This is a genomic window from Carnobacterium sp. TMP28, from assembly GCF_047553015.1.
Lineage (GTDB): Bacteria > Bacillota > Bacilli > Lactobacillales > Carnobacteriaceae > Carnobacterium_A.
Window position 1 is genome coordinate 1,987,971 of the sequence record NZ_CP180212.1, and the last position, 14,103, is coordinate 2,002,073.

Sequence of the window (14,103 nt, forward strand, 5' to 3'; positions counted from 1 at the left end):
TATTTAGCCTTCTTTAAAATAATCTAAATTTTAAAAAATAGTAAGGTAACTAGCTATTTTATTAACTTTAAATACATTAACTTATGTGTAGTTGGACGATTTAAAAACAATAAAAATTATTTTTTTATTTATAAAAAATTAAAAATGAGTTTTCGTATTTAATTATGCCAGGGCAAATTACTATCTGAAATTGTTCTAAACAAACAAAAGACTGCTAACACATTTAATACCGTATTAGCAGACTTTGTTTCATTCATTTTTAAAGCCTGTTTTCATTTTAACAAACAGTCTTATTTTTCGTATTATTCGCCACGTTCAGCCATCAGAATATCAATTTCACTTTCATTGATTCCTACCATAGCTTTACCAAGATTTTTGCTTACTTCAGCCAAAATAGCTGGATCTTGATAATTTTTAACTGCACGAACGATTGCTTTTGCGCGTTTCTCAGGATCGCCAGAAGCAAAAATACCGCTTCCTACAAAAACACCCTCAGCTCCTAGTTGTCTCATCAAAACTGCATCAGCTGGCGTTGCAACGCCGCCTGCACTAAAGTTTACAACTGGCAATTTACCGTTCTCATGTACATATTTTAATAAATCATACGGCACGGCTAATTCTTTTGCAGTATTAAATAATTCTTCTTCTGATAAACTAGCAACTCGGCGAATTTCAGATTGAATTAAACGCATATGACTAACTGCTTGAACAACATCTCCCGTACCCGCTTCTCCTTTAGTGCGAATCATAGAGGCTCCTTCTTGAATACGGCGAAGGGCTTCACCTAAGTTTTTTGCTCCACAAACAAATGGCGTATTGAATTTATTCTTATCGATATGGTACACATGATCTGCAGGAGAAAGTACTTCGCTTTCATCAATGTAATCAACATGAATAGCTTCAAGTATCTGTGCCTCTACAAAATGTCCTATTCGAACTTTTGCCATAACTGGAATAGAAACAGCATCCATAATAGATTGAATCATCTCTGGATCACTCATTCTACTAATTCCTCCCGCTGCACGGATATCTGCAGGAATTCTTTCTAAAGCCATTACGGCAACTGCACCAGCATCTTCTGCAATCCTAGCTTGCTCAGGTGTTGTAACATCCATAATAACGCCACCAAGAAATTGTTTTGAAATGGCTTCTTTATCAATCATACTCATACATTATTGCTCCTTTAACTGATGTGATAGGATTTTACGTATCCAACTAGAAGAAATGGTCTACCTAATTATTGTGATCGTTAGACAAATCTTTCTTCAAGATAGATGCTTACTTCCTTCGAATAACTTTATAACTATAGATACTTGCCAGTAAAATGGTCTAGTGTCTACCGGCATATAATACTAGTATCCATTTATCTAGTCAAGCATCTGGTCTTATCCAAGTCTAACACTTAAAGTAAACTCATTCTACGTAGCTAGTTTAGTTAGTAATAAAAAAATAGACTACTCATTAAAAGCAGTCTACTTCTTAACATTTTATTAGACCTCAGCTTAGTCTAGTTAGCTAGAGTAGACTTTTGGAATTCTTCCTTTATTTCCTTTAAAAGAGTTGGATCTTCAATAGCTTTTAAAATAAATAAACCAATAACCTTAGCTCCTTGAGAAATAACTCCATTGATAGAATCAGATTTCATTCTGTCCGCGACTTCTTTTGTATGCAATGAAAAATAATGATCTGAAATAGCCAGCATTGGATGGAATGCTGGGCAAACATAGCTCACAGTTCCAATATCTGAACTTCCAGTAGCTTGACCTTGTTTTTCTTCTACATAAGGCAAATTAATTGAATCCATTATCATTTTAATCGCTTCTGATCCTGCATCATTGATATTCATATCTTCAAACTCAGGACCAGTTAAAGCAGTAGTATACTCTATGTCAGTCGCAATTGAGGCTCCTTTAATGCAATTCATCACTTTTTGAACAGTGTCTTCTAAATCAAATTTACTTGAATTACGCATATTAATGATCATTTCGGCTTCTCCTGGAATAACATTAGATGCTTGACCACCATTCGTAATGATATACGAGACTCTTGTATCTGGTTTCAACTGCTGGCGCATCATATCGATAGCGTTAGTCGTCAAAATAGCTGCATTTAGTGCATTTTTACCATCCCATGGTGCTGCAGCTGCATGAGAAGTTATTCCTTTAAAGCTTACTTTGATTTCACTGAGTGCCAGGAAGTGAACAGCTGGTAGCGTTTCATTGGAGTTCATATGAATCATGAGAACAGAATCATAGTCATCAAATACACCTGCTTTTGCCATTGGAATTTTTGCTCCCATTACTTCTTCGTCTGGAGTTCCAATCAAATCTACCGTCGCATCAAAACTATCTTTCATTTCCCATAAAGTCAAAGCAGCCAATAAACTCAAACTCCCACTGGCACTATGTCCACAAGCATGGCCAATTTCTGGAAGGGCATCGTATTCCATTATAATACCGAATTTAGGTTTATCCTCATGACTCTTTGTAATACGTGCTCTAAAACTCGTATCAAGTCCTGCGACTTTATCCTCCACTTCTATTCCTTTCTTTCTCAACAGTTCCGTGATTTTTTTTACAGAATTGTATTCTTGACCGGATAATTCAGGATTTTCAGCTAGATAGTGGTTTAAATCATAAGCAATTTTCTCGTTTTTAGATAATTTTTTTAAAAATAACTCCCTTAATTCAGTCATTAAAATCATTCCTTTCTTTTTAGAATAAGAATACCATTAATAGTCTTCTTAAAGCCGAACTAAACATCATTTTTTACTGAACATTAATTTAGACAAAGCCCTCTGATATAGGATGATAGCTAGCGTAACCTTATCAATAGATAAGTACAGTCAATCACAACAGATTGTGTTTTTAAATAAGAGGCTAATTTTAATTATGAACTACTCAGGTCACCTTCTATTGAATGGTAAAAGGATGAAACCTATCATTTATAACTAATTTATCAAAAAAAGTTGTTTCTTGTTGTAGCGTTCTGGTTGTTTCTGTTACACTCAAAAAAAAGAGCGGTTTCTTTTTAAAAATCTAATTTTTGACAGGAGGAAGATAATGATAGTAGTCTCTGAAGAAAGAAAAACATTTCCCGAATTATCCCAAAAAAATATGTATCTTTTATTTATTCTTTTTGCCTTATCCTTTGGTGCGTTAGCTTTTTTATTTAATTCTCCACAAGAAATATGGACTGGCTTTTGGGTAATCATGAGCTCGCCAGCAAATTTATTAACCGATTATATCGAATTAGCTAATGCAGGAGCAGCTTTTTTAAATGTTTCCATTATGACGCTAGAATCTCTACTTATTGTTCGACTGTGTAAAGCTAAAATTAACGGACCAGTCATTGCTGGTATACTTATTATCACAGGATTTTCTTTCTTTGGTAAAAACTTTTACAACTCTTTACCCATTATCTTAGGAGCTTTTGGCTTTGCAAAAGCTACTCGGATTCCTTTAGAGAAATCATTGCTTGCAGCACTTTTTGGAACGGCATTGAGTCCACTGGTAAGTGAACTTAGTTTTGGAGAAGGACTGCCGCTTCCTCTTGGTATTTTTTTAGGCAGTATTTCTGGCTTTATTGTTGGCTTTTTATTACCCCCACTTGCACGTCACGTTATCACCTTTACCAAGGGTTTCAGTTTATATAATATCGGTTTTGTTTGCGGATTAATAGGAACTGTCTTCACTTCTATTATGAGGAATTTTGGACGAGAAGTAGAAAGTGTGTCCATTCTTGCTAGTGGGTATAATTCTCCTTTTTCTCTTTTTTTACTCATTCTTTTCACCTGCATGATTCTAGTCGGTCTTATTGTTAGTAAAGGCGATATAAAAGGATTCAAAGAAATTTTGAGTCGTTCTGGTCAACTTTCAACTGATTACATTGAAATAGGTGGCGTGGGTGCAACTTTTTTAAACATGGGATTATTGGGTATTTTTTCTACTCTCTATATGCTACTTTTAGGCGGAGAATTAAACGGGCCTGTTTTAGGTGGAATCTTTTGTATCGTTGGCTTTGGTGCATTTGGTAAAAATATCAAGACAGTCATAGCACCTATGTTAGGTGCTACTATCATGTCTTACTTTACTCTTTATGAAACCCAAGATACGAATGTTTTAATTTCCATTCTTTTTGTTACAGCACTTTCTCCTATTGCAGGTCATTATGGCACAATTGCTGGTTTTATTGCAGGTGCTCTTCATCTTACTTTAGTCGTAAATATCGGTTTTCTCCACGGCGGTATCAATCTTTATAACAATGGATTTGCAGCTGGTCTAGTTGCCGCTATTCTTGTTCCATTCTTGGAAGCCCTCCATTACCATAAAGTAGGTCATGAACGATTAGATCAAGAAGTTAACCCAGCTGATGAAGTTGAGTTAAGTTAAACTAATAAAATACTAGCAGTCCCATAATGAGTACAGCTGTTAGTACCATGCCAGTGGTTATCATTACTAAGATAGCCAACGAATTTGTTGTATTTTCATCTTCTTTTTTCAATTGATTGAAACTATTTCTAAAACTTAAAAAAGCAAAAATATAAATAGCTATGCCTATTAGCACAAATAAAATACCAATCAACAAGATATAGCCACGATAGATTTCGTTATCACCCATAAATTTAACGACTGCTAAGCCACCTAATACTGAAGATAATCCTGTTCTTATCCAAGCACTAAACGTTCTTGCGTTTGCTAATATCGTTCTCTGTACTGCTAGTTCTGTTCGTTTCTTTGCAAGCTCATTTTTACTCGTCTCATCTTCCATACTAATCACTCCTTGTCTTTATTTGTCTTTCGCTATTTTTAGACTCTTTTCAAATTTTTATCTTACGTTCAAGAATCTATCATTTCGTGAAATAATCTTTTTTTATATTTATTAGAGTACTATTTTCAGTAGTGCATTCACTCTTAGAAAGAACGGAAAACTCACCATTTGCTTCTAGGACAATGCCTAGAATATCATCCATTGAAACAAATCCAGATGAGCGTGCTGCTTGATAAAGTTCTTCTTTTAAAACTCGTTCTTTTTTCATGACTTGTTCATCATATTCCCCATTGAAATACAACAAAGCAGGCTCTGACTTAACTAATTTATCTATAATATTAACGTGTAAAATTAATTTTGATAAAATAAATTGTAAGAATACCAATAATGTTAGTGCAGCCATTCCATCGACTAATGTTAGTTTACTATTTGTTAGAATAGTTGCTAAAATAGAACCAAAGGCAACTGTTACAACAAAGTCAAAAGCACTCATTTTTGCTAATATTCGTTTTCCAAAAATTCGAAGAACAAAAATCAATAATAAGTAAGCTATTGTTCCTACAATCACTGTTCTGTAGACCATTGTCCAGTCTTTAAATAAGAAATCCATTTTAATCCTTCTCCTTTTTTAATGTAGTTGGTTTTTATTCTTTTACTTTGTTATCTAGTAAAATCAACTGAATGTCAAGTCTTCTTCTTTACAATTCACTTCGACTAATAGACTTAAAAGTTTTTCCACCTTTTTTATTTTTATAGCAATCGTATAAAAATAATTGTTACAGATTCAAAACGTCATAAGAAAATAACTATCTGATTTTTCCATAATAAACTAATCCAATTCAATAAAAGTAGCAGTATAATGAAAAAACAAGAAAGTTTCAGAATACCGTTCTTACTAAATTTTATTAAGTATTAAATGCTATTTTCCATATCAATTACGAAGGTTAAAAGAACTTTTTTAAGAATACTAAAAGAATAGAAATTAAGTAGTTGTTTGATACCAATGAACGAGTACTTACAGCTAATAATAAAGAACGGATCAACTTAATACTATCGGTTTCTTTTTTTTATGTAAAGTTAAATGGTCATTAGTAAAAATATTAAAAAAGCTCTTTGGTACATATCTGTACCGAAGAGCTTTTATAAAAATAAAACAATCTTTGTTTACATTTTTTTATTTCTTTCTTTTAACTTGCTTTTTTTATTATAACATTCAATCTACTGTCATTAAATTGAAGCTAAAACAGCTTTTTTCAAAGCATGTTCAACGTCCTTAGCAATCTCTGTCAATTCCGAATCATCAAATAAACGAATAAGTTTTTCAGGACTCGTCATTCCTACATACGTTTGGCCATCTTCTGTTCTTACAACCATTTTGCATGGCAACACATAACCGATATGACTGTTTATTTCTAATACTTCTTTCGCTTGTTTGGGGTTGCATACTTCTAGGACAACAAAATCATCTTTTAATTCCAACCCTTTTTCGGCAAGCTTATCTTTAAAATTAAGCTGCCATAAAACTCCAAAACTGTTTTCTTTCAACTTTTCTTCTAAGGCTTCGATAGCTTCATTTAAACTTTTATCCGTTCTTTTTTCATATACGATATTCATTTTTTTGCCTCCTAAAGTTTATTTAGATACAAATAGATGACTCTCTATACAATTATCTATCCTTAATGTTTTATTGTTTTTTTCTTCTTAAGGTACTCTTCTTCGTTTATTTCACCATTTGCGTACCTTTTATCTAAAATATCTAACGCAGATTCTTTATCTCCTCTGTTCTCGTTATTATTCTTATTAATCATGTAAATGGATAATCCAACCATTAATAAGATAACCAACGGTATCAAAAACATTAAGAACATATTAGGACCCATATAATCAAATCGATTATGCATATCATGCTCCTTTCGCTTTATAGACAACTTAATGATAACCCCCACACTTTTTATTGTAAACGAAAAAGGCTTAAATAAAGGTGCGTTCAGCTTTCATTGCCTATACAATTGGTAAATGTCTAACTATTAATTTTTGACTTTAGTTGAGTATACAGGTATGCTTATTCTATAGAGTGATTACAAAGGTAGTCATATCTGTTGTTTAACTTTTTGGAATATCCATGATAGAAACCTCTATTGTTACTCTTTTGCTAAAACAGCTATAGAAAAATAAAAGCATCAAGTATTGATTATTATAAAACAACTAATAGCTAATTTTAAAGGAGGAAATTTTATGGAAAATCATCAGTCAAAACATCAACACAATAACGAAAGTCACTCAAATCATCACGCTCATATGATAGAAGATTTTAAGAAACGATTTTGGGTGAGCTTAATTGTTTCAATCCCTATCTCAATCTTGTCACCTATGTTCCAAAATTTATTTAATTATAAATTGGATTTCCCTGGTTCAAGCATTCTTCTTTTTGTCTTGGCATCTTTTGTTTTTTTCTATGGTGGAAAATCATTCTTAAGTGGAGCTAAAAAAGAAATCCTGAAAGACCATACTCCTGGAATGATGACTCTTATTTCTTTAGCCATTGTTGCTTCTTATGTTTACAGCTCTTTGACAACTTTCTTTATTACCGGAAGTGACTTCTATTTTGAATTAGCTACACTTATTGTCGTTATGCTGTTAGGTCATTGGATAGAAATGAGATCTCAAATGGGCGCATCTAAAGCCTTAGAAGAATTGATTGAACTCATGCCTAATGAAGCTCATAAACTAGATGACGCTGGGAATACGACTGACGTATCCGTTGAAGAATTAAAACCTGAAGATCACATTTTGGTGAAATCAGGCGAAAAAATCCCTTTAGATGGTGAAATTTTAAAAGGAGAATCTACTTTAGATGAATCTATGTTAACCGGTGAATCTGTTCCTGTAGATAAAAAAAGGGGGGACGGCGTTATTGGTGGAGCTATCAACGGTAATGGTGTTTTAACGATAAGAGTTAAAAAAGTAGGTTCTGACACTTACTTAGCACAAGTTGTTGAGCTGGTTAGGAATGCTCAAGCAACTAAATCTCGAGCTCAGGGATTCGCAGATTTAGCCGCAAAATGGTTATTCTATATCGCTGTGGGCTCCGGATTATTAACCCTCGCTTATTGGGTAACGGCCGCTGACTTTGAGTTTGCTCTTGAGCGGATGGTAACCGTTCTTATTATTGCTTGTCCACATGCTTTAGGATTGGCAATGCCGCTGGTTAGTTCAGTGTCAACCTCTATTGCGGCTAGAGAAGGACTTTTAATTCGGAATCGGACTCAATTCGAGATTGCACGTTCTATCGATAAAGTTGTTTTTGATAAAACGGGGACACTAACTGAAGGTCAATTTGGAGTTGATGCTATTTTACCAACAGAAGGTGTGCTAGAAAAAGACTTACTTCAACTAGCTTATTCCGTAGAAAGCCAATCCGATCACCCTATTGCTAAAGGGATTGTACGTAAAGGAGAAGAAGAAAATCTTTCTAAGCTATCTGTCACTGAATATGAAAATTTATCGGGTCGTGGCTTGAATGCGAAAGTTGAAGGTATAAAAGTATCTATTATTAGCCCAGGTGCTATGAAAGAAAGGAATCTGTCTTTTGATAAAAAAACATTTGATCAATTTTCTCAAGAGGGAAAAACAGTTGTATTTATCATAAAAGAAAATGTACTACAAGGAATGATTGCCTTAAGTGACCGAATTCGCTCATCTGCGTTGCAAACGATTCAGTTGTTAAATGAACGTGGCATTGAGTCTATCATGATCACGGGTGATAATGAAAAGGTAGCAAATAGCGTTGGCAAAGAACTCGGCTTGACTCATGTATTTGCAGAAGTACTGCCTAACGAAAAATCAGAAAAAATTAAACAGCTGAAAGAAAATGGGACAATGAGAGTTGCCATGGTTGGTGACGGTATCAATGATGCACCTGCTTTAGCTGAAGCTGATATTGGTATTGCTATTGGAGCTGGAACAGATGTAGCCATAGAAACTGCTGATATCGTATTAGTTGATAGTGATCCACGAGATGTCATTAATATTATCAACTTGTCTAAAGCAACCTATAAAAAAAATATCCAGAATCTTATCTGGGCTGCAGGGTATAACATTATTGCCATCCCACTTGCAGCTGGCGTACTAATCAATCAAGGAATTGTTGTTACACCTGCAATCGGGGCAGCCGTTATGTCATTAAGTACAGTGATTGTTGCTATTAATGCTCGTTTACTAAAAGTAAACGATATAACGGCTAAAGATGCAAAGTAATGTCCATCTAAAAGAAGAGACTGGGACGAAACTATTTTTGCGAAAAAAAGTAGCCCAACTCTCATTTGTTTTTATAAAAATATAGAAAAACACACTCCCACTACTGAACAAAATAGTTCATAGTTTTGGGAGTGCATTTTTTTGAGAAACCTTTTGTCCCAGCCTCTCGATTCGCATATACTTTTATTGCCGTTTAACTTATTCAACTGTAAACTGCCCCATCATTCCGGAATCTTCATGTTCCAAAATATGACAGTGATACATGAATAGACCTTTCTCTTTAAAAACAACTAGCACTGTTACTTCTTCATTGTTTTTGACCATTACTGTGTCTTTCCACCCCTGTTCATTCAAAGCAGGAGTTTCTCCATTTCTTTCTATTATCTGGAATTGTACACCATGCACGTGGAAAGGATGAGAAGAGGAAGACATCATACCCATTCCTCCAGTTGATTCATTAGTAATGACCCATTCTTCTAATTCATTTATCTTCAACTCTTCGTCAATTCTATCCATATCCATTTGCTTACCATTTATGGCTACCATTGGACCCATACCGCTCATGACAAAATCTCTTGAACGGAGACTATCTTTTCTATCGTACTTTGGTATGTCAACTAATTTTTTAGGAATGCTTAATTCTTGATTGCTCTCTTCTACTATATTTATTGTCATAAGGTTATTATTAGCATCTTTAAATGTTACCTTATCTCCAACTTTATAATCAGAAAAATCAACAAGGATTTCTGCTCTCTCAGCTGGTGCAAGAGTTACATCATCCATTTCGATGCTTTCCTCTAGAAATCCTCCGTCTGAAGCAATCTGATAAAAGGGAGTATTATCACTAAAACTAAAATCATACGTCCTAGCATTGGATCCATTCAAAATTCTTAATCTAACAAGTTCATTTTTAATATCTAACTCAGGATTTATCGCTCCATTAATTAAAACTGTATCGCCCATAAAACCATTCATCGTATCTCTCATATCTAATTCATAAGGAATATCTCCATCTTTTGTAAATTGCTTATCTTGCACGACTATTGGGATATCATTTACACCGTGATCTTTTGGAAGATTTAAATTCTTAGATTTTTCATCTTCAATATAGAAAAGTCCTGCTAGACCTTTGTAAACCTGTTCACCCGTTTTTCCTAACAAATGTGGGTGGTACCACAGTGTAGCTGCAGGTTGGTTTATTGTGAAATAAGGATTCCAAGTTGAATTTGGAGCTATCGTTTGATGCGGACCACCATCCATCTCTGCTGGTACTTCCAGGCCATGCCAGTGCACAGTAGTCATTTCATTCAATGAATTCTCTACATTTATCTTTACTTCATCGCCCTTATTCACTTTTATAATTGGTCCCAAGTAATCGCCGTTATAGCCTAAAGTTTCGGTCTTATGACCTTCAAAAAATTCTGTTTCTCCATATTGTACAGTTAAATCAAATTCAACTTTTCCATTTTCAGGATTTTTATCTTCTAAGAGTGGCGGAATAGGCAATTTATTGCCTTTTTGCTTTTGATTGCTAACGATTAATGGTACGTCTACACTCATAGTGTTATCTCGTACTCTTTCATTTCTATTTATAAAAAGATAACCTACATATATAATCAATAAAATTAAAGAGACGGATAGTGTCAAATACCAAATCCTATTTTCCCTCATAGTTTACCTCACTTTCAACGTTTGTTGTATTATCAGTGTAGCTCATCACTATTTATTCAGACCGTCGGCTAAACGTACACAACTGGGTCTTCTCTTTATTGTAGTCCTAATAACTACGTATGTAAACGACTCTGTTTTGTTTTCACTATAATTTAGACAGTCTATTCTAGTAAAGTTGCATCGTTTCTAGAAACCACTTCTCCATAAATAGTTAGTCAGTAAAAAAGAATATGGTACAATAACAAATGAATCAAAGCAATTATTACCAGTTATTTACATAATGGAGGGACCCTTTTGAATAAAAAGACACTTGTTTTATCCAGTCTCGTTTTATTTTTCGTATTTATTTCACTAGTAGTTGTTCAGAATAATTTTTATGTATACAAACAGCCTATTGTTGAAATAACCCAAGCAACTCTGAAAGATAAAGAGGAGTCTGTTGGCTTAGAAAACAATAAAGCAACAATTTTTCAGCAAAAATTAGTTGGAAAAATAAAAAATGGCGAACAAAAAGGTGCATTCGTTTTATTAGAAAATACCTACTCCTCTTCTGGAGCTTATGATCATGACTATCAAGTAGGTGATAAATTATTTATCACTATTCAAACCGACAAAGGAAAAGAATTAACAGGTATCATTGATTATCCCAAAAGAGATACCTTTGTTGTTGTGGCTACCTGGTTATTTATGATAACTGTGTTTCTAATCGGTAAAAAAAGTGGATTATTTTCACTTATTAGTTTACTTATCAATATTCTTATATTGGTACTCGCATTGAATCGCTATACAGAGTTAGAAGGAGCAAGCTTGTTACTTATTTGTAGTGGATTGGTTGTATTTTTTACTGTCACTTCCTTATTATTGGTTAGTGGCAATAATGAAAAAACGTACGCAGCTATTTTATCAACCATCATTGGGACATTTTCTGCTTTGCTTATTGCTTATGTCGTTATGAAAATCACAGCTGAAAAAGGATTACGCTATGAGGAAATGGCCTTTGTCACTCGGTCTCCTCAAAAAGTCTTTTTAGCTAGTATCTTGGTTGGTTCTTTAGGTGCTGTAATGGATATCGCTATTACTATCACTTCCTCGCTCTATGAACTATACGATAAAAATAACTCGATTCTTCTAAAAGATTTAAAAGAATCAGGAATGGAAATAGGCAAAGATATTATGGGAAGTATGACTAATGTCTTATTTTTTGCCTATGTTAGTGGAAGTATCCCTATGCTTTTACTTTACTTAAAAAATGGCGCTCCTTTAAATTATACTTTATCGATGAATTTATCTTTAGAATTAACTAGAGCTCTTGTTGGAGGCATTGGAATTGTATTAACTATTCCCATCAGTATTTATACAGCGACTTATTTTATTCATAAAAGGAGCCTATCTAAATGAATGTCTTAGTTTACCTAACCATTATTTTATTTCTACTTATGAAACTTATCGGTGGCGAAAAAGGAACTCGATCATTTACGGCTCTTTTCTTAAACGCAGGTGTATTGTTTTTAACTGTATTTTTTATGACTGTCCAAGCTATTAATCCAATCTTGATAACGTTACTAGCGTCTATCATTATCAGTTGCATCAATCTTTTTTATATCAATCATATTAATCTCAAATCTATTACAGCCTTTTTTGCTACTATTGTTACGTTACTTTTCTTAATTGTCCTTATTTTTATGATTGTTAACCGTTCAATGATTCAAGGATTTGGTATAGAAGAGATAGAGGAGCTAACTTCTTTCACTTTGTATGTAGGCGTAAATTTTACTACACTTGCTATCTGTACTATCATCATGGGCGCTATAGGTGCAATTACAGATACAGCTATCTCAATTTCTTCTGCTATGAGTGAAATCTATCTAAGAAATCCGTTATTAGACCGTCCTAATCTTTTTAAATCTGGTATGAATATCGGCAAAGATATCTTAGGGACAACGACAAATACGCTATTTTTTGCTTTTACTGGGGGATACCTCGCTTTAATACTCTGGTTCAAAGATTTAGCTTATAGCTTTGGTGAAGTTATTAATTCAAAAGTATTTAGTTCAGAAATTATTTCCATCCTCTGTATAGGCACTGGTGCAATTCTCGTTATCCCTATTACTGTTTGGCTTTCAGCCTATCTGTTCACAAAATATAAAGTTACCCTCACCTCAAATAAAACACTAGCTAGTTAGTAACTTGATGAGTTTAGTCAGTACGACTATGTGACAGAGCAATAACTGCATTCAAGAAAAAAAGCCACGAAAAGTACAGTGGCTTTTTTTAATGCTGTCAATCCTATTTTATTTTGTTAACCCTTCAAACTCTTCAATTGTTTGACTAAAAGCTGATTGTGTTTGAACAACGTTTTTTTTCAAATCAGCCGTTATTTCACTAACTTTTTCTACTTCTTTCGTGATATTCTCTACACTCGAATTCACATTTTTCATAGCAGCATCTACATCTCCAGCTAATTTTCTTACTTCATCAGCTACAACTTTGAAGCCTCGACCTTGTTCTCCTACACGGGCTGCTTCAATAGCTGCATTCAGTGCTAACATATTTGTTTGCGAAGAAATATGTTGGATCGTTTTAGATACTTCACTAATTGAATCCGTTTGTTCTTTTAAAGACTCCACAGCTTTTGAATTTTCACTTGAATTCAAAAGTACCATTTCTGCTAATACAGTTGGCATTTCTTTGAGTTTAGAGATGATCGTTGCTGTGTTATTTTCACGCTCTGTAATATCGGTTGCAATTTTAAGAACAGCCTCTACTTGTTCTTCTTCGTTTAACACTGGAATATATGTAGCTTCAAGCCAAATTTGTTCCCCGTTTTTTCCTATTCGTAAAATCTTTTCTTGAAATTTGTCACCTCTAGCTAAATTACTCCATAACTTTTCATACTCTTTGCTATTACTAAACTCTTTTGTACAGAGCTGCTTGTGTTGCATATTTTCCATTTCACCAACAGTGTAGTTTAGTGTTTTCGCAAAATTTTTATTTGTCCAAATAACCTTTTTATTTAAATCAAACTCAATCATTGCTAGATTTGATTCTAATGCAGCTAATACATTGCTTTCTTTTAAAACTTGAGTACTATTATTTATATTTGAGGCTACGCTCATATGAAGGATCTCCTTTAATAAAACTAATTTGATACCTATTTTAACACGTATCTTTATCTTTGCTATAGTTATCTGCTCAAATAATTTATGAATAAAAAAGTTATTTCAAAAATCATTATCCTTGAATTATCGTTTCCTATTAAATTCACCTCATTTAGTAAATAGTTTAAACTATATCTGTTTGACGTAGATAGTATGCTTAAGTGAATTAAAAGCGACCTTTTTTGATAAGAATAGCATTTAATGACTAAGTACACTTATTGTATAGCTAATAATTTTTGAAATTAAT

At 33.6% G+C, this 14,103-nt stretch carries 12 protein-coding genes; 4 read left to right on the forward strand and 8 right to left on the reverse strand.

Annotation, left to right across the window (positions count from 1 at the left end):
• Nucleotides 1–302: 302 nt before the first annotated feature.
• Nucleotides 303–1,169, reverse strand: a complete 867-nt coding sequence (gene pdxS, locus ACMHYH_RS09505; protein WP_414839164.1) for a pyridoxal 5'-phosphate synthase lyase subunit PdxS — start codon at nt 1,167–1,169, stop codon at nt 303–305.
• A 338-nt stretch (nt 1,170–1,507) separates the two neighbouring features.
• Nucleotides 1,508–2,695 carry an amidohydrolase gene (locus ACMHYH_RS09510; protein WP_414839165.1) on the reverse strand — a complete coding sequence of 396 codons (1,188 nt, stop codon included), beginning with the start codon at nt 2,693–2,695 and terminating at the stop codon, nt 1,508–1,510.
• A 367-nt stretch (nt 2,696–3,062) separates the two neighbouring features.
• On the opposite strand from ACMHYH_RS09510, the gene ACMHYH_RS09515 reads away from it, so the two are divergent.
• Nucleotides 3,063–4,391, forward strand: coding sequence for a DUF1576 domain-containing protein (locus tag ACMHYH_RS09515; protein WP_414839166.1), 1,329 nt, complete (start codon nt 3,063–3,065; stop codon nt 4,389–4,391).
• A 1-nt stretch (nt 4,392) separates the two neighbouring features.
• Here ACMHYH_RS09515 and ACMHYH_RS09520 read toward each other — a convergent pair whose 3' ends face one another.
• The 4 genes from ACMHYH_RS09520 to ACMHYH_RS09535 form a co-directional block, all read right to left on the reverse strand.
• Nucleotides 4,393–4,770: a YidH family protein gene (locus tag ACMHYH_RS09520; protein ID WP_414839167.1), complete on the reverse strand. Its 378-nt coding sequence runs from the start codon at nt 4,768–4,770 to the stop codon at nt 4,393–4,395.
• Between the two features lie 79 nt (nt 4,771–4,849).
• Nucleotides 4,850–5,380, reverse strand: coding sequence for a DUF421 domain-containing protein (locus tag ACMHYH_RS09525; protein WP_414839168.1), 531 nt, complete (start codon nt 5,378–5,380; stop codon nt 4,850–4,852).
• Between the two features lie 617 nt (nt 5,381–5,997).
• On the reverse strand, nt 5,998–6,384 hold the full coding sequence (locus tag ACMHYH_RS09530; protein ID WP_414839169.1) for a DUF302 domain-containing protein: 387 nt from the start codon (nt 6,382–6,384) through the stop codon (nt 5,998–6,000).
• Nucleotides 6,385–6,446: 62 nt separating this feature from the next.
• Nucleotides 6,447–6,698, reverse strand: coding sequence for an SHOCT domain-containing protein (locus ACMHYH_RS09535; RefSeq protein ID WP_414839170.1), 252 nt, complete (start codon nt 6,696–6,698; stop codon nt 6,447–6,449).
• 307 nt (nt 6,699–7,005) lie between these two features.
• Here ACMHYH_RS09535 and ACMHYH_RS09540 point away from each other — a divergent pair, with 307 nt between their 5' ends.
• Nucleotides 7,006–9,027 (forward strand): copper-translocating P-type ATPase, encoded by a 2,022-nt coding sequence (locus ACMHYH_RS09540; protein WP_414839171.1) that lies wholly within the window; start codon nt 7,006–7,008, stop codon nt 9,025–9,027.
• A gap of 198 nt (nt 9,028–9,225) precedes the next feature.
• On the opposite strand, the gene ACMHYH_RS09545 is transcribed toward ACMHYH_RS09540, so the two are convergent.
• On the reverse strand, nt 9,226–10,587 hold the full coding sequence (locus ACMHYH_RS09545) for a multicopper oxidase family protein (protein WP_414839172.1): 1,362 nt from the start codon (nt 10,585–10,587) through the stop codon (nt 9,226–9,228).
• A gap of 405 nt (nt 10,588–10,992) precedes the next feature.
• On the opposite strand from ACMHYH_RS09545, the gene ACMHYH_RS09550 reads away from it, so the two are divergent.
• Both ACMHYH_RS09550 and ACMHYH_RS09555 read left to right on the forward strand, forming a co-directional pair.
• On the forward strand, nt 10,993–12,096 hold the full coding sequence (locus ACMHYH_RS09550) for a YibE/F family protein (protein WP_414839173.1): 1,104 nt from the start codon (nt 10,993–10,995) through the stop codon (nt 12,094–12,096).
• A complete protein-coding gene (locus tag ACMHYH_RS09555) occupies nt 12,093–12,881 on the forward strand; it encodes a YibE/F family protein (protein ID WP_414839174.1) in 789 nt (262 codons plus the stop codon). The genes ACMHYH_RS09550 and ACMHYH_RS09555 overlap by 4 nt, the downstream gene beginning before the upstream one ends.
• Nucleotides 12,882–12,989: 108 nt before the next feature.
• Here ACMHYH_RS09555 and ACMHYH_RS09560 read toward each other — a convergent pair whose 3' ends face one another.
• The gene (locus ACMHYH_RS09560; protein ID WP_414839175.1) at nt 12,990–13,814 is read right to left on the reverse strand and encodes a methyl-accepting chemotaxis protein; all 825 of its coding nucleotides are present in this window, start codon (nt 13,812–13,814) and stop codon (nt 12,990–12,992) included.
• Between the last annotated feature and the right edge of the window lie 289 nt (nt 13,815–14,103).